Below are 16,552 nucleotides of genomic sequence, written 5' to 3'. Positions count from 1 at the left end.
AGAGGCGACAATGAGCATTTCGGCTGCACAGGTCAAAGAACTCCGCGACTTGACGGGCGCGGGCATGATGGACTGCAAAGCGGCGTTGACCGAGACCAACGGCAATATGGAAGAGGCCGTCGACTGGCTGCGCAAGAAGGGCATTTCCAAGGCCGACAAGAAGGCCGGCCGCACCGCGGCAGAGGGATTGATCGGCGTCGACAACGGCGTGCGCGAGGCTGCTGTCGTCGAAGTCAATTCCGAAACCGACTTTGTCGCCCGCAACGCTGCTTTCCAGGAAATCGTCGCCAACGTCGCCAAGGTTGCACTTGCCTATGGCACAACCGAAGCCGTGGCTGCCGCAAAGTACCCGGGTTCGGACAAGTCGGTTGCTGACACCATCAAGGATGCTGTCGGCACAATCGGTGAGAACATGGGCTTCCGCCGCTCGGCCAAGCTGACCGTTCCGCACGGCGCAGTCGCGACCTATGTCCACAACGCGGTTGCCGATGGCCTTGGCAAGCTTGGCGTGCTGGTCGCGATCGAAACCACGGGCAATGAGCATGCCGCCAACGCTTTTGGCCGTCAGGTCGCCATGCACGTCGCCGCCACCAACCCGATGGCGCTGACGGCCGAGCAGATCGATCCGGCCGCGGTCGAGCGCGAGAAGGCGATCTTCTCCGATCAGGCACGCCAGTCCGGCAAGCCGGAAGCGATCATCGAAAAGATGGTCGAGGGCCGCCTGCGCAAGTTCTACGAGGAAGTTGTGCTCTTGAAGCAAGCCTTCGTGCTCAATCCCGACATCACCGTCGAGAAGGCGCTGAAGGATGCCGAGAAGGAAATCGGCGCTCCGGCCAAGATCTCCGCCTATCTGCGCTTTGCGCTCGGCGAAGGCATCGAAAAGGAAGAGACCGATTTCGCGGCGGAAGTCGCGGCTGCGGTGAAGAAATAATCCTTGGAAATAGTCCCTGAAAAGGGGCTTCTCAGCTCAGGCAACTCGGCCGGGTGTCCGCAAGGATGCTCGGCCGATTTCTTGTGCGGTGTCGATGAAGGCCCTGAGCTTCGGCGCCATTGACGCCCGGCGCGGGAAGTAAAGGAAGAGGCCGGGCTCTTCGATCGCCGTTTGCGGCAGGATCTGAACGAGACGGCCGGCGGCCAACTCCGCGCGCACCAGCGGCTCGAACGCGTAGGTCAGCCCGACGCCGGCAAGCGCAAGGTCGATCGCGGCGAGCGAATCCGTGACGATGACCGTACCCTTCGTCTCGACCACGACATCCTTGCCATCCTCCGTCAGGTCCCAGCGGTAGAGTGCACCGGAGCGGACGAGCCGGTAGCCGATGCAATTGTGGTTGGCGAGATCGGACACGCTGCGCGCGCGGCCATGCCGGCCGACATAGGCGGGAGAGGCAACGATGACGGCCTTGAACGGTGGCGTCAGCCGGACCGTAATCATGTCCTGCGCGATCATCTCGCCCAGCCGGATGCCGGCGTCGAAACCTTCGCCGACTATATCGATCAGCCCCTGGTCGGTGAGTAATTCGACCGTCACATCCGGATAGCGCTCCGCCATCGCCGCGACCACAGGCGTGACGGCAAGTGGAACCGCGATGTTGGGAACGTTGAGCCTGAGCAGGCCCGAGGGCCGGCCCTTGATGGCGCGGATGCGATCCATCCGCTCGGCAATGTCCTGAAGGGCAGGGGCCGCCGTCTCCACCAGCGCCTTGCCGGCTTCCGTCAATGAGACGCTGCGCGTCGTGCGCGCGAACAGCGGCTGGCCGATGCGCTCCTCCACGAGGCGCACGGCGTGGCTGACCGCGGACGGGCTCATGCCGAGTTCGGCCGCGGCAAGCGCGAAGCCGCCGCGCCGGGCAACGGCGACGACAACAGGCAGATGGCTGAGCAGATCCCGGTCCATTCATGCATGATATCGCATAGTCCATGCAAACAATGCAATCTTACCGATGCCAGCGTGGCGGGCCATGTTGTGGTCAGCACATCGGCGGCGGGCCAATGCACAAGGAGAAAAAACATGAACGCCTTGAAAAACGTAGCCTTCGCCGCAGGCCTTGCCTTGGCGCCGACAGATGCCGGCGGCGCCGAACCGTCCGGCTGGCGCGCGCTGGCCGACGAACGCGCCGTCATCCGTATCGCCGACGCCATTGACCGTGCCGTTGATGCGCAGGACTGGAAGCTTGCGCGTTCCTATTTCGCCCACCGGGTCACCGTCGACTTCAGCAGCCTGTCGGGATAGCCCGCGGCCACCATCCCCTCCGACGATCTGATCGGCACGTGGGCCGGCAACCTCAGGGGTAGCAAGGCGAGCCTGCATCTGCGCACCAATCATCAGGTGGTGCTTGAGACCGCCGCGGCCACCGTCTCCTCCAATGGCTATGCCTGGAACCGGATGGAAGGCAATGGCGACCCGCTGTGGGAAGTCTGGGGCACCTACGAGCACCATCTGGTCCGCTCCGGCGCCGGCTGGAAAGTCGACGGCTTCATTTTCCGCGCCATGCATGAGCGCGGCAATTCTTGGGTCAAGACGACCCCCGGCCAGTGAGCCGGAATTAAAAAAATCAGGATCGGAATGACATCATGACCATGACCTACTACACGCTCGGCAACAGCGGCCTGCGAGTCAGCCGGCTGGCGCTCGGCACCATGACCTTCGGCACCGAATGGGGCTGGGGCGCGGACAGGGAAACGGCGCGCGCCATGTTCGACGCCTATGTCGAGGCCGGCGGCAATTTCTTCGACACCGCCGACCTTTATACCGGCGGCACAGCCGAGAGTTGGCTCGGCGAATTCATCGCCGACCGCGGCTTGCGCGACAGAGCGGTGATCGCCACGAAATTCACCTTCAACGCGGACCCTGGCAATCCCAACGCCGGCGGCAACGGCCGCAAGAACATACTGCGTGCCGTCGACGCCTCGCTGAAGCGGTTGGGCACCGACTATATCGACCTCTATCTCCTGCACGTCTGGGACAGCCTGACACCGGCCGAGGAGGTCATGCGCACGATGGATGATCTCGTGCGCGCAGGCAAGATTCGCCATGTCGGCCTGTCCGACGTGCCGGCATGGTATGCTGCCCGCGCGCAAACGATCGCCGAATTGCGCGGTTACGAGCCTGTCTCGGCCTTGCAGCTCGAATACTCCCTGGCCGAGCGCTCGATTGAACATGAATTCGTGCCCTTCGGCACCCGCCACGGTGCCGGTATCATGGTGTGGAGTCCGCTGGCCAGTGGCCTGCTCAGCGGCAAGTACCGGCCGACGCAGGATGGCAATGCCGGTCGGCTCGACGGCTTTCGCAACACCACCCATCCGGGGTTCCAGAAGTTTACCGAGCGCAACTGGGCAATCGTGGCGGAACTCGAAAAGGTCGCCGCCGAGCTCGGGCGCAGCATGCCCCAAGTTGCCGTCAACTGGGTGGCAACGCAACCGGGCATCGCCTCGGTGATCCTTGGCGCCACCAAACTGGCGCAACTGCAGGACAATCTGGCGGCGCTGGATTTCACGATCCCGACCGAGCTTCGCGCGCGGTTGGACCACGTCAGCAAGACACCGCCGCCATTCCCCTATTCCTTTTTCGGTTCCGAGATCCAGGCCCGGGTTACCGGCGGCGCCGTGACCGGCGACAAGCCGTCCGGCTACGCGCCGCCGCTGCTTGTCGAAGGCGACGCGGTCAGCATCACCAGCCGCTGACTGGCCGCGACAAGACAGGCGGAATTGGCGAGGGGCGCCGCGTGACATCGCAGCGCCCTTCGTGTATCGGAACTCGGCATCGCGCCAGCGGCGGCGCCCGCATGAGCGTGGCCTGCCCAGCCGCGCCACACGCAATAATGACGAGGTCCAGATGACGGCAAAGCCCCTCTATCGACGTGTCTTGCTGAAAGCGTCGGGCGAAGCATTGATGGGCGAGCAGCATTTCGGCATCGACGTCTCGGTCGTCGACCGCATCGCCGCCGATATTGCCGAAGCCCGCGCGCTCGGCATCGAGGTCGGCGTCGTCATTGGCGGCGGCAACATCTTTCGCGGCGTTGCGGTTGCGTCCAAGGGCGGCGACCGCGTGACCGGCGACCACATGGGCATGCTGGCCACCGTCATCAACTCGCTGGCGCTGCGCACCTCGCTGAACAAGATCGGCGTCGACGCCGTCGTGCTGTCGGCGATCGCCATGCCCGAACTGTGCGAGAGTTTTTCCCAGCGCCAGGCCACCGCCTATATGAACCAGGGCAAGGTCGTCATTTTCGCCGGCGGCACCGGCAATCCGTTCTTCACCACCGATTCGGCCGCAGCCCTGCGCGCCGCCGAGATCGGCGCCGACGCCCTGTTCAAGGGCACTCAGGTTGACGGCGTCTATTCAGCCGATCCCAAGAAGGATCCGAATGCGACCCGCTTCGAGCGCATCAGCCATGCCGAAGTCATCAACAAGGGGCTTTCGATCATGGATACCGCCGCAATTGCACTTGCGCGCGAAAACAACATCCCGATAATCGTCTATTCGATCCACGAAAAAGGTGGTTTCGGCGATATTCTGAGGGGCGGCGGCCGTTGCACGATCGTCGCCGACGAGTGATCCGGAGTATACTCTCCGGAAAGGGGATCAGTTTTTCGAAAGCGGGCTATTCGGGCCCTAAGCAGTGAACCCGGGTCAAACGGGTCGAGGAGACTAAGATGAGTGGTGAGTTCGACGACCTCAAGCGGCGCATGGATGGCGCGATCGCAGCCTTCAAGCACGACCTGGCTTCGCTGCGCACCGGCCGCGCCTCCAGCAATCTGCTCGACGCCATCCAGGTCCAGGCCTATGGCACCACCATGCCCATCAACCAGGTGGCAAACGTGTCGGTGCCGGAGCCGCGCATGATTTCGGTTTCGGTCTGGGACAAGTCGATGGTCGGCGCCGTCGATCGCGCTATCAGAGAATCCAATCTCGGCTTCAATCCGATCGTCGATGGCACCAATCTGCGGATCCCGCTGCCCGAACTCAACGAGCAGCGCCGCAAGGAACTGGTCAAGATTTCGCACGGCTACGCCGAGAACGCCCGCGTTGCGGTGCGCCATGTCCGCCGCGACGGCATGGACTTCTTGAAGAAAGCGGAAAAGGACGGCGATATCAGCGAGGACGATCAGCGCAAGCGCTCCGATCAGGTCCAGAAACTGACCGACGAGACGATCAGCACCATTGATCACCTGCTTTCCGATAAGGAAGCTGAAATTATGCAGGTTTAGGGTCGGCCCACACCGGCCCGAAAGCGAGACCATGGCAACGCCCGCGCATGTCGCGATCATCATGGATGGAAACGGACGCTGGGCCAAGGCACGCGGCCTGCCGCGGCTTGCCGGCCATCGCGCCGGCGTCGAGGCGTTGCGCAAGACGGTGCGCGCCGCGCCCGGTCTCGGCATTTCCTTCCTGACCGTCTACGCCTTTTCGTCGGAAAACTGGTCGCGGCCCAAATCCGAAGTCAGCGACCTGATGGGGCTTTTGAAGCTGTTCATCCGCCGCGATCTGGCCGAACTGCATCAAAGCGGCGTGCGCGTCAGGATCATCGGCGACAGGGCAGCGCTGCAGCCGGACATCAGGGGTCTGCTCGAAGAGGCCGAATCGCTGACCGCCCGCAATGAGGCGCTGACGCTTATCATCGCCTTCAACTATGGCGGGCGCGACGAGATTGTGCGCACGGCGCGCAAGCTCGCAGCCGCCGTAGCGCGCGGCGAGATCGTCAGCGAGGCGATCACGGCGGACACTTTTGCCGCCTCGCTCGACACCGCGGGCATTCCCGATCCGGAACTGGTCATCCGCACCAGCGGCGAGCTTCGGCTGTCGAATTTCCTTTTGTGGCAGGCAGCCTACAGCGAACTGGTCTTCCTGCCTTGCTATTGGCCCGATTTCAGCCGCGAACACCTGGCCGACGCACTGCGCGATTTTGCTGGCCGCGAGCGACGCTTCGGCGGGCTCGCCGCCCAAGATGTCGCCGCCTCGTGACCGGCGGCGAGATGAACAATCTTCAGCTTCGCATCGTCTCGGCGCTGGTGCTGGCTGCAGTAGCGCTTGGCCTGACCTGGTTGGGCGGGCTGTGGTTCCGCCTGCTTTGCGCCTGCATGGCGGCGGTCATCTTCTATGAATGGGCGCGCATGTCGCGCCCTGCGGCCGGTGCGGCCCTCGGTTTCGTTCCAGAGGCGCTGCTTCTGGTTTTCGTCGGCGCCCTGATCGCCGGCGTGCCGGCGTCGTGGCTTCTGTCTTTTGTCCTGGCCATGGTCGTCGTTGCGGCCGTCGGCGCACGCATGCGCGGAGCCGCGCAATGGGATGCCGCCGGCCTTGCCTACGCAGCGCTGTCCGGCCTGTCGCTGGCGCTGCTGCGCGACGGCGACCGTTCCGGCCTGGTCGCGATCCTGTTTTTGTTCGCCGTGGTCTGGGCGACCGACATCTTTGCGTATTTCGTCGGCCGCGCCGTCGGCGGCCCCAAGCTTGCGCCATCCATTTCACCTGGAAAGACGCAGAGCGGCGCGCTCGGTGGCGCCATAGGCGGTGTCGTAGCCGGCCTGCTTCTGGCGGTTGCGGCGGGAGCCAGCAATCTTGTTGTCCTGGCGCTGGTCGCATTGGTGCTGTCGATCGTCTCCCAGGCTGGCGACCTCTTCGAGTCCTGGGTCAAGCGCCGCCACGGCCGCAAGGATTCCAGCGCATTGATACCAGGGCATGGCGGCGTCATGGACAGGGTGGACGGGCTTGTCGCGGCGGCTTTTGCCCTATACGTCATCGGTTGGATTTCGGCGGGCGCCGATCATCCGGCGCAGGGGCTTTTTCCGGCTTGAGCGGTATTTGACGGCGAAGAAATGGCGCGCGCCACGGATTCGCCTGGATTGATGTCACAGTCGCGGCGTCACCTTTTCGCCGTGGGTGAATTTGAGGGCACGACTTGAACGAGATTCTGCACGCGTTTTTCAGCACGCAAGGCTTTGTCCTCGGCACGCTTGTGCCGTTTCTGTTCGTGCTGACTGTCGTCGTCTTCGTTCACGAAATGGGCCACTACCTCGTCGGCCGCTGGTGCGGCATCGGCGTAAAAGCCTTTTCGATCGGCTTCGGCCCCGAGCTTTTCGGCTTCAACGACAGCCACGGCACGCGCTGGAAGCTCTGCGCCATACCGCTCGGCGGTTATGTCAAATTCGTCGGCGACATGAGCGTCACGTCGAGCAAGCCCGGCACGAAAGATCTGGACAAGCTGACCGATGCCGAACGCGAAGTTGCCTTCCACACGCAGCCGATCTGGAAGCGCGCGGCCACGGTGGTTGCCGGGCCGTTGTTCAACTTCCTTTTGACCATCGCCGTCTTCACCGTGATGTTTTCCCTTTATGGCCGCCCGGTGCTGGAGCCGATGGTGGCTCAGGTCACCGCCGGCAGTCCGGCTGAAAAGGCCGGCATCTTGCCCGGCGATCGATTCGTCGCCGTCAACGGCAGCAAGGTAGAGACCTTCGCCGACGTCCAGCGCCTTGTGCAGGGTCGCGCCGGCGATTCGCTCACCTTTACAATGCTGCGCGATGGCAAGGAGATTACCGTCACCGCGACGCCGGAGTTGATGGAACAGCAGGACGCGCTGGGCAACAAAACCAAGGTGGCTGTCATTGGCGTCGTCAACAACAAGGAGCTCGGTCAGCCAAGGGTGATCACCTACAGCCCGATTGGCGCGCTGGGAGCGGCGGTCGAGCAGACGGGGCAGGCCATTCAGGGCACTGGTCACTTCCTGCAACGTTTCGTTGTCGGCCGCGAGGACAAATGCCAGCTGGGCGGCCCGATCAAGATCGCCAAGATGTCGGGGCAGGCGGCCAAACTCGGCTTCGAATGGCTCGTGCAACTTGTTGCATTACTGTCAGTCGGGATCGGAATTCTGAACCTTTTGCCGATTCCCCCCCTCGACGGCGGCCATCTCCTGTTCTACGCCATCGAAGCCGTTTTCCGACGTCCGGTATCGGAGCGGATGATGGAAATGGGGTACCGGGCCGGCCTCTTTCTGGTGCTGGGATTTATGGGCTTCGTTTTCTGGAACGATCTGTTTGGGTGCTGAAATCATGAAGAAATTCGGCTTCGGCACCGGCAATGTTGAGACGCCGTTTACCATGCACGGGGGTATGCGTGACGCGAAAGCCACGCATCAGGGTTAAGTAATTACAAATTAACCAGAAGCCTTGCGTGTAGGGAAAATCCGGTTAATACGGTAGGGGAAATTACCGCACGTCCGGTTTTCTCGCCGTGGGGACTTCGAGAAAAGGTACAAAAGCCCGATGAAGGCAGCATCCAAGTTTTTGAGCGCCGCGTCCGCGGTGGCTATGTCCGCCGCTCTGGTTGTGCCAGGCGCGCTCGCAGTGCAGTTCGTTGCCACATCTGCGGCTGAAGCCGCCGTTGTCTCGAGAGTCGAGGTCAGCGGCAACCAGCGAGTCGACGCCGACACCATTCGCAATTACATCACGATCAAGCCCGGCAAGGCGTTTTCCAGCGCCGATATCGACGATGCGGTCAAGGCGCTGTTCGGCACCGGGCTGTTCTCCGACGTGCAGATCAACCAGGTCGGCTCGACGCTGGTCGTCAAGGTTGCCGAATATCAGGTGGTGAACCAGGTTCTGTTCCAGGGCAACAAGAAGCTCAAGGACAATGCGCTGGCGATCGCGGTGCAGTTGAAGCCGCGCGGTACGTTCTCGCAGGCAACGCTGGATTCCGATGTCGAAGCGGTCAAGGCCGCCTACAGGCGAATCGGCCGTGACGATGCCGCCGTGACGACGCAGATCATGGATCTCGGCGACAACCGCGTGAACGTGGTCTTCAACATCAACGAAGGCGGTCGCACCAAGATCGCTGCTGTCAATTTCGTCGGCAACAGCGCCTATTCAAGCCGCCGCCTGTCCGACGTCATCGCCACCAAGCGCTCAAGCTTCCTGTCCTTTGTGCTGCGTGACGACGTCTATGACGAGGACAAGCTGCGCGCCGACCAGGAGACGCTGCGTCGCTTCTACTACAATCACGGCTATGCCGACTTCCAGGTGGTCTCCGCTGTCGGCGAGCTCGACGACACCACCAACCAGTACACGGTCACCATCACCGTGCAGGAAGGCGACCGCTATACGTTCGGCGACGTCAGCGTCGAGAGTACCATTCCGGAAGTCGACTCGAAGTCGCTGGAATCGGTGGTCCAGACCCACAAGGGTGACGTCTACAACGCCAAGGATGTCGAAGACACGATCATCGCGCTGACCGAGAAGGTCGCGGGTTCGGGCTATGCCTTCGCCCAGGTGACGCCGCGCGGCGACCGCAACTTCGAGAACCACACCATTTCGGTCGTCTATACGATCGACCAGGGCACCAAGGCCTATATCGAACGCATCGAAATCCGCGGCAACGATCGCACGCGCGACTATGTCATTCGCCGTGAGTTCGACGTCAGCGAAGGCGACGCCTTCAACCAGGTCCTCATCCAGCGCGCGAAGAAGCGGCTGGAAGCACTGGATTATTTTGAGAAAGTCGACATCTCGACTGTTCCCGGCTCCGAGCCTGATCAGGTCGTGCTCGTGGTCGACGTGGTCGAGAAATCGACCGGCGAGTTCTCGGTCGGCGCCGGTTATTCGACCGGTGGTGACACCGCGGGTCCGTCCGTCGAAGGATCGATTGCGGAGCGCAATTTCCTCGGCCGCGGCCAGTACATCAAGGTCTCGGCCGGCGGCGGCAAGAATTCGCGCGACTACAGCCTGTCCTTCACCGAGCCTTATTTCCTCGGGCGACGCATCGCAGCGGGCTTTGACATCTATCAGCAGACCCGGAATTACTCGCACTACGACAGCGAGACGCTGGGCGCGACCGTTCGTTTTGGTCTGCCGATCACCGACAACATCTCTACTCAGCTGGCTTATAATATTGCCCAGGAGAAATATGAATTCTCCGACAGTTGCGATGGAAGCACCGATCCGAACAGCCCTGACCTAGACTGCGACGTCTCTCAGGCAATCATCGATGGTGTGGAGCAAAGCCCGTGGATCAAGTCGTCGGTCAGTCTCGGCTTGGTATACAACACCATCGATGACATGAAGAACCCGCATGAAGGTATCTACGCCACCTCGACAGTGGAGGTGGCAGGCCTTGGTGGCGACGCCAAATTCGTCAAGGTCACAGGCCGCGGCAGCATCTACCAGACGCTTTCAGAGCAACTTGATCTGGTGGGGCTGATCTCCGGCGGCGCTGGTCATGTCGAAGGCTATGGCGGTGACGGTCTGCGCGTCTTCGACCATTTCCAGAGCAGTGACCGAATGATCCGCGGTTTTGCCTATGGCGGCATTGGACCGGTAGCCTCCGACAATAACGACGACCATCTCGGCGGCGTCACTTATTTCAACGCTTCGGCGGAAGCGCAGTTTCCGCTGCCGGTCATCCCGGAAAGTTTTGGCCTGCGTGGCGCGGTCTTCGCCGACGCTGCAACGCTCTATGGCAACAAGATCAAAGATCAGAGCCTGGTCGACCAGTCGAGTGCCGACATGAATTTGCGCGCGTCGGTCGGTGTTGGCCTGATGTGGGCATCGCCCTTTGGCCCGATCCGCATCGACTACGCGATCCCGGTCAAGAAAGAGTCGACCGACGACGTGCAGGAATTCAACTTCGGCATTTCGACCCGATTCTGATGTGCGGGTAACGATGCTTCCGGGCCGTTGGGGTCCGGAAGAGAACTGATCCAACCTAGCTGGATATTGCTTCTGGAATGACCGATCCGGTGTTCTTCGCGCCATCACGCCGGTATACGGCCGGCGAAGTCGCGAATCTGACCGGCGCGTCGCTTGTCGATTCCGACCTTGCCCACATATCGATCGATGCGTTGGCGCCAGCCAACGAAGGCGGCGAGGGTGCGCTCGTCTTCGTCGACGGCAAGCGCAATTTCGCGCTGATGCAGTCGCTGAAGGCGGCGGCCGTGCTGTGTCCCACCGAATTCGCCACCAAGGCGCCGGCCGGCATTGCGGTTCTGGTCCATCCGCGGCCGCAACAGGCTTTCGCCATGGTCGGCCGGCTGCTGTTCCCGATGGCGGCCACTCCGGGACCGATGACCAGCGAAACCGGGGTCTCGCCGCAGGCTCATGTCGATGCCTCTGCGCATGTCGAGGCCGGCGCCATCATCGAAGCCGGTGCGGTCATCGGCCCACGCGCTTCCATCGGCAGCGGAACGGTCATCGCGCCGCACGCCGTTATCGGGCCCTCCTGCCAGATCGGCCGCGATGGCTATATTGGTCCGGGCGTCAGCGTCCAGTATGCGCTGATCGGCAACCGCGTCATCATTCATGGTGGCGCCCGCATCGGCCAGGACGGGTTCGGGTTCGTGGGCGGTGCCAAAGGGCCCGAGCGTGTGCCGCAGATCGGCCGCGTCATCATCCAGGACGATGTTGAAATCGGCTCGAACACGACAGTCGATCGCGGCGCCATGTCGGATACGATCATCGGTCAAGGCACCAAGATCGACAATCTGGTGCAGATCGCCCATAACGTTCGCATCGGCCGCAATTGCATTATAGCCGGGCTTTCGGGTATTTCCGGCTCCGTCGTCGTCGGCGATGGTGTCACCATGGGCGGCGGCGTCGGGCTTGCCGATCATTTGACCATAGGATCGGGAGCCAAGCTTGCGGCGAGAAGCGGGTTTATGAGCAACGTGCCGGCGGGCGAGATCTGGGGAGGCTATCCGGCGCAGCCGATGGCGGAAGCCATGCGCGAGATCGCCATGCTGCGCAAGCTTGCCAGGACGCGCAAGCAGGGCGAGGGGGGAAGTAGCTGAGATGGTGCCTGCGACGCTCGAAGCGGTCGATATATTGGGGTTGATGAAGCTTTTGCCGCATCGCTATCCCTTCCTGATGATCGACCGCATCGTCGAGATCGACGGCAACGACTCGGCCATCGGCATCAAGAATGTGACCATCAATGAGCCGCATTTTCAGGGCCATTTCCCGGACCAGCCGGTGATGCCGGGCGTGCTGATCGTCGAGGCCATGGCGCAGACGGCTGGTGCGATCTGCATTCGCAGCCTCAACACGGAAAAGCCGTCACTGGTCTATTTCCTGACCATCGACAACGCGAAATTCCGCAAACCGGTCGTTCCGGGCGACCAGTTGAAGATCCACGTCAAGAAAATCAAGATGCGCGGCAACCTGCTCAAATTCGCCTGCGAGGCCATGGTGGAAGGCGCGAAGGCCGCCGAAGCCGAGATCTCGGCTATGATGGTTACCGGCTGACGGTTCGAAATGCTTATGAAAATCCAGACTTCAATCCATCCCTCGGCCGTTATTGAGGCCGGTGCCCAAATCGGCGACGGCGCCTCTATCGGGCCTTTCTGCTACGTCGGCACTGACGCCGTGATCGGCGACCGCGTCGAACTGGTCAGCCATGTCTCGGTGCTGGGTGCTACCACTATCGGCGCTGGGACCAAGGTTTATCCGATGGCGACACTGGGTGGGCCGCCACAAAACACCAAGCACAAGGGCGGCCGCACGACATTGGTTATCGGCCAGAACTGCACGATCCGCGAAGGCGCGACCATGCATCTCGGCACCGATTCCAGCCGTGGCGAGACGACCGTCGGCGACAATGGCAATTTCCTTGCCTATGCCCACATTGCTCATGACTGCATCGTCGGCAACAACGCTACCTTCGCCAATGGGGCCACGCTGGGCGGCCATTGCGAGGTCGGCAACAATGTCTATATCGGCGGCCTGACGGCCGTTCATCAGTTTGTCCGTATCGGCGACAACGCCTTTCTCGGCGGCTGCTCGGCAATCGTCGGCGATGTCATCCCCTACGCCATTGCTGTCGGCAACCGCGCCAGCTTGCGCGGCCTCAACATCATCGGCCTGAAGCGCTCCGGCCTGCCGCGCGCCGAAATCCAGGTGCTGCGCAAGGCTTACAAGACGATCTTCGACCGCTCCCGCACCGTCGGCGAAAACATCGAATTCGCCAAGGCCGAGTTCGCCTCGTCGCCGACCGCCATGAAAATCATCGATTTCATCGCCAGTCGCGGCAAGCGGCACTATGCCGTCCCGTCGCTTAAAGGTGGCGCCGGCGACGATGCCGATGACGAAGACTGAGGCCAGCTCAACGGGCCTCGATCTCGCGCCGGACGCCAGGGTCGGCATCATTGCCGGCGGCGGCAGCCTGCCGGTCGAAGTTGCCGCCGGCCTGGCAGAGGCCGGACATCCGCCCGTCATCATCCTGGTCGACGGTCAGGCCGACCGTCAGTCCGAGCTCACAATCTACGAGCATGAAAGCCTCGCCCTTGAAGACATCGGCTCGCTGGTTGCGTTGCTGAGGCGGCGACGGATCACCCATCTTGTGCTTGCCGGCGAGATCAGGCGCCGGCCGCGGCTGGTCGACATGCGCCCGAGCCTTGGGCTACTGGCGCTGATACCCTCGGTCGCCATGGCGCTTGCGCGCGGCGATGACGGCCTGTTGAAGATATTGACCCGCGGCCTGGAGGCGCGGGGCGTCAAAGTTGTCGGCGCGCATGAGGTCGTGCCCCGGCTTGTCGCGGCCGAAGGGCCGCTGACCAAGGCAGTGCCTCGAAAGTCCGACTGGCGCGACATCGAGGCGGCACATGCCGCGGCAAAGGCCATCGGCGCACTTGACATCGGCCAGGCGGCGATTGCCATCGGCGGGCGCGCGATCGCCCTGGAAGGCGTCGAGGGCACCCACGGATTGCTCGAGCGGACGCAGCAGCTGCGCGGCCATGGCAGGCTCGCCGGCAAGACGCGCGGTGTCCTGGTCAAATGCGCCAAACCCGGCCAGGAGCTGCGTGCCGATTTGCCGTCCATTGGTCCCCAGACGGTCGAGGCGGCACACGCCGCCGGGCTTGCCGGCATTGCCGTCGAAGCCGGCCGTTCGCTGATCCTCGAAGGCCCCGCTGTTATCGCGCGCGCCAATGCACTCGGCCTTTTCGTGTTCGGCCTGCCGGCCGCGGAGCTGGCCCATGGCAGCTGAGAAGCCGCTGAAAATCGCCATCGTCGCCGGCGAAGAGTCCGGTGACCTGTTGGGCGCCGACATCGTGCAGGCGCTGAAACGCATGACCGGGCGCGATATCAGGCTGGTCGGCATTGGCGGGCGGCATCTGCAGGCACTCGGGCTGGTGCCGCTGTTCGACGGAGCCGAGATCGCGCTGATGGGGCTCAGCGCCATCCTGCGCGACCTGCCGCGCCTGATGCGGCGCATCAGCCAGACGGCAAGTGCCGTTGCCGCTGAAAAACCCGACTGTCTCATCACCATCGACAGCCCGGATTTTTCGCTGCGCGTCGCCAAAAAGGTCCGTTCCGCCGACCCCTCTATCCCGATCGTCCACTATGTCTGCCCGAGCGTCTGGGCGTGGCGGCCGGGCAGGGCGCTGGCGATGAAGCCGTATGTCGACCACATATTGTGCATCCTGCCTTTCGAGGTGAAGGAACTTAGTCGCCTCGGCGGCCCGCCCGGCACCTATGTCGGACACCGCCTTACGCATGATCCGGGCGTGATGAGCGCGGCCAGGACGCAAGCCCAGCTACGCGATCTCTCGGGTGACCGCATCAAGACGCTGCTCGTCCTGCCCGGGTCGCGGCGCGGTGAGGTGAGCCGGCTTATCGAACCGTTCGGCGAGACGGTCTCGGCCCTGCGGGCGCGCGGACACCGCCTGCGCCTGCTGTTGCCCACGGTGCCGCATGTCGCCGACCTGGTCAAAACATCAGTCGCGCGCTGGGATGAAAAGCCTGAGATCATCCTCGATGCCGAGCGCAAATGGCAGGCCTTCGGTAAGGCCGATGCGGCGCTGATTGCTTCGGGAACGGTATCGCTCGAACTGGCACTGTCTGATGTGCCGATGATCTCATGCTACCGGCTCGATCCGGTGATGCGCATGGTCCAGGGGCTGGTCACGGTGTGGAGCGCCGCCTTGCCCAATCTGATCGCCGACCAGACGATCGTGCCGGAGCACTACAACCAATATGTGCGACCGCGCTATCTGGCGCGGCAGCTTGAGGGTCTGTTTTCAGACACCGCCTATCGCACCTGGCAAAAGGACGGCTTTGCCGAAGTCGCCAGGCGCATGGCCACGGACAAGCCCTCCGGCGACATTGCCGCAGACGTTGTTCTTCGCCATATCAAGCTTCGTCACGCCAACTAAAAAGCGCCCTTGCGGGCGCCTTTTGCAGTGTCGTGGTGAAGCCTAATGCGCCGACGATCAGCGCTTGGCGATCGGCACGTAATCGCGCTCCGGGGCGCCGGTGTAGAGCTGGCGCGGGCGGCCGATCTTCTGGTGCGGATCCTCGATCATCTCCTTCCACTGCGCGATCCAGCCGACGGTGCGGGCAACCGCAAACAGTACGGTGAACATCGTGGTGGGGAAGCCCAGCGCCTTCAGCGTGATGCCGGAGTAGAAGTCGACGTTCGGATAGAGCTTCTTCTCGATGAAGTAGGAATCGGTCAGCGCGATCTTTTCCAGCTCCATGGCGATGTCGAGCAGCGGATCGTCCTTGATGCCGAGTTCGCCCAGCACTTCATGTGCCGTCTTCTGCATGATTTTCGCGCGAGGATCGTAGTTCTTGTAGACGCGGTGACCAAAGCCCATCAGCCGGAACGGATCGTTCTTGTCCTTGGCGCGGGCGATGAATTCCGGGATGTGGTCGACATGGCCGATCTCGCCCAGCATGTTGAGCGCCGCTTCGTTGGCGCCGCCATGTGCCGGGCCCCACAGGCAAGCGATGCCGGCGGCAATGCAGGCGAACGGGTTGGCGCCCGACGAACCGGCAAGCCGCACCGTCGAGGTGGACGCGTTCTGCTCGTGGTCGGCATGCAGGATGAAGATGCGCTCCATGGCGCGCGCCAGCACCGGGTTGATCTTGTACTCCTCGCACGGCACCGCAAAGCACATATGCAGGAAGTTGGCGGCGAAGTTCAGCTCGTTCTTCGGGTAAATGAAGGGCTGGCCGATATGGTATTTGTAGGCCATCGCCGCGATCGTCGGCATCTTGGCGATCAGCCGCATCGAGGCGACCATACGCTGGTACGGGTCCGAAATGTCGGTGGAGTCGTGATAGAAGGCCGACAGCGCGCCGACCACGCCGCACATGACAGCCATCGGATGCGCGTCGCGGCGGAAGCCGGTGAAGAAGCGCGACATCTGCTCGTGCACCATGGTGTGGCGCGTCACCCGGTAGTCGAAATCGTCCTTTTGCGCCTTGGTCGGCAGTTCGCCGTAGAGCAGGAGGTAGCAGACTTCGAGGAAGTCGCCATGCTCTGCTAACTGGTCGATCGGATAGCCGCGGTGCAGCAGGATGCCGGCATCGCCGTCGATGAAGGTGATCGCCGATTCGCAGCTCGCCGTCGAAGTAAAGCCGGGGTCATAGGTAAAGGCGCCGGTGGTGCTGTAGAGCGCACCGATGTCGATGACGTCAGGCCCGACAGAGCCGCTTCGCACCTTGAATTCGTGCGTCTTGCCGGCCAGTTCGAGCGTGGCAGTCGACGGGTGCGTCGTCTTGCTGCCGGTGTCCAGTTTTGTCGCAGCTTCGCTCATTCTCAAACTCCTTCATGTTCCTCATGCCGGCAAGG

17 protein-coding genes are annotated in these 16,552 nt (G+C 62.7%); 15 read left to right on the top strand and 2 right to left on the bottom strand.

Annotated elements, in window-relative coordinates; genetic code table 11:
* The first annotated feature begins 10 nt into the window (after positions 1 to 10).
* Positions 11 to 931 (top strand): translation elongation factor Ts, encoded by a 921-nt coding sequence (tsf, locus tag H0241_RS08875; RefSeq protein WP_181057059.1) that lies wholly within the window; start codon positions 11 to 13, stop codon positions 929 to 931.
* A gap of 36 nt (positions 932 to 967) precedes the next feature.
* On the opposite strand, the gene H0241_RS08870 is transcribed toward tsf, so the two are convergent.
* Positions 968 to 1,894 (bottom strand): LysR family transcriptional regulator, encoded by a 927-nt coding sequence (locus H0241_RS08870; RefSeq protein ID WP_181057058.1) that lies wholly within the window; start codon positions 1,892 to 1,894, stop codon positions 968 to 970.
* 114 nt (positions 1,895 to 2,008) lie between these two features.
* Here H0241_RS08870 and H0241_RS35585 point away from each other — a divergent pair, with 114 nt between their 5' ends.
* The 14 genes from H0241_RS35585 (at position 2,009) to lpxB (ending at position 15,128) form a co-directional block, all read left to right on the top strand.
* Positions 2,009 to 2,230, top strand: coding sequence for a nuclear transport factor 2 family protein (locus H0241_RS35585; protein WP_235984188.1), 222 nt, complete (start codon positions 2,009 to 2,011; stop codon positions 2,228 to 2,230).
* Between the two features lie 12 nt (positions 2,231 to 2,242).
* Positions 2,243 to 2,536 (top strand): nuclear transport factor 2 family protein, encoded by a 294-nt coding sequence (locus H0241_RS35580; RefSeq protein WP_328824645.1) that lies wholly within the window; start codon positions 2,243 to 2,245, stop codon positions 2,534 to 2,536.
* 35 nt (positions 2,537 to 2,571) lie between these two features.
* Entirely contained in the window at positions 2,572 to 3,681 is a 1,110-nt protein-coding gene (locus H0241_RS08860; protein ID WP_181057057.1) for an aldo/keto reductase, read from the top strand.
* 151 nt (positions 3,682 to 3,832) lie between these two features.
* Positions 3,833 to 4,555, top strand: a complete 723-nt coding sequence (gene pyrH / locus H0241_RS08855; RefSeq protein WP_023671026.1) for a UMP kinase — start codon at positions 3,833 to 3,835, stop codon at positions 4,553 to 4,555.
* A gap of 98 nt (positions 4,556 to 4,653) precedes the next feature.
* Positions 4,654 to 5,208, top strand: coding sequence for a ribosome recycling factor (gene frr, locus H0241_RS08850; RefSeq protein WP_023671027.1), 555 nt, complete (start codon positions 4,654 to 4,656; stop codon positions 5,206 to 5,208).
* Between the two features lie 31 nt (positions 5,209 to 5,239).
* Entirely contained in the window at positions 5,240 to 5,962 is a 723-nt protein-coding gene (locus H0241_RS08845) for an isoprenyl transferase (protein WP_181057056.1), read from the top strand.
* Between the two features lie 11 nt (positions 5,963 to 5,973).
* Complete coding sequence (locus tag H0241_RS08840; protein ID WP_181057055.1) at positions 5,974 to 6,789, top strand: phosphatidate cytidylyltransferase; 816 nt, start codon at positions 5,974 to 5,976, stop codon at positions 6,787 to 6,789.
* 104 nt (positions 6,790 to 6,893) lie between these two features.
* A complete protein-coding gene (rseP, locus tag H0241_RS08835) occupies positions 6,894 to 8,036 on the top strand; it encodes an RIP metalloprotease RseP (protein ID WP_181057054.1) in 1,143 nt (380 codons plus the stop codon).
* A 217-nt stretch (positions 8,037 to 8,253) separates the two neighbouring features.
* Entirely contained in the window at positions 8,254 to 10,632 is a 2,379-nt protein-coding gene (gene bamA / locus H0241_RS08830; protein ID WP_181057053.1) for an outer membrane protein assembly factor BamA, read from the top strand.
* A 77-nt stretch (positions 10,633 to 10,709) separates the two neighbouring features.
* Complete coding sequence (gene lpxD, locus H0241_RS08825; protein WP_181057052.1) at positions 10,710 to 11,768, top strand: UDP-3-O-(3-hydroxymyristoyl)glucosamine N-acyltransferase; 1,059 nt, start codon at positions 10,710 to 10,712, stop codon at positions 11,766 to 11,768.
* A gap of 1 nt (position 11,769) precedes the next feature.
* A complete protein-coding gene (gene fabZ / locus H0241_RS08820; protein ID WP_142865736.1) occupies positions 11,770 to 12,222 on the top strand; it encodes a 3-hydroxyacyl-ACP dehydratase FabZ in 453 nt (150 codons plus the stop codon).
* A 15-nt stretch (positions 12,223 to 12,237) separates the two neighbouring features.
* Entirely contained in the window at positions 12,238 to 13,071 is an 834-nt protein-coding gene (gene lpxA / locus H0241_RS08815; RefSeq protein ID WP_181057051.1) for an acyl-ACP--UDP-N-acetylglucosamine O-acyltransferase, read from the top strand.
* Positions 13,058 to 13,960 (top strand): LpxI family protein, encoded by a 903-nt coding sequence (locus tag H0241_RS08810; protein ID WP_181057050.1) that lies wholly within the window; start codon positions 13,058 to 13,060, stop codon positions 13,958 to 13,960. The genes lpxA and H0241_RS08810 overlap by 14 nt, the downstream gene beginning before the upstream one ends.
* Entirely contained in the window at positions 13,950 to 15,128 is a 1,179-nt protein-coding gene (gene lpxB, locus H0241_RS08805) for a lipid-A-disaccharide synthase (RefSeq protein ID WP_181057049.1), read from the top strand. The genes H0241_RS08810 and lpxB overlap by 11 nt, the downstream gene beginning before the upstream one ends.
* Before the next feature lie 57 nt (positions 15,129 to 15,185).
* Here the strand turns inward: lpxB and gltA are convergent, their stop codons facing one another.
* The gene (gene gltA / locus H0241_RS08800; protein WP_181057048.1) at positions 15,186 to 16,517 is read right to left on the bottom strand and encodes a citrate synthase; all 1,332 of its coding nucleotides are present in this window, start codon (positions 16,515 to 16,517) and stop codon (positions 15,186 to 15,188) included.
* Positions 16,518 to 16,552: the final 35 nt, after the last annotated feature.

The organism is Mesorhizobium neociceri (genome assembly GCF_013520985.1).
GTDB lineage: Bacteria > Pseudomonadota > Alphaproteobacteria > Rhizobiales > Rhizobiaceae > Mesorhizobium > Mesorhizobium neociceri.
The sequence above is the reverse complement of the archived record's forward strand: the minus strand, read 5'-3'. Positions and strand labels throughout refer to the sequence as shown.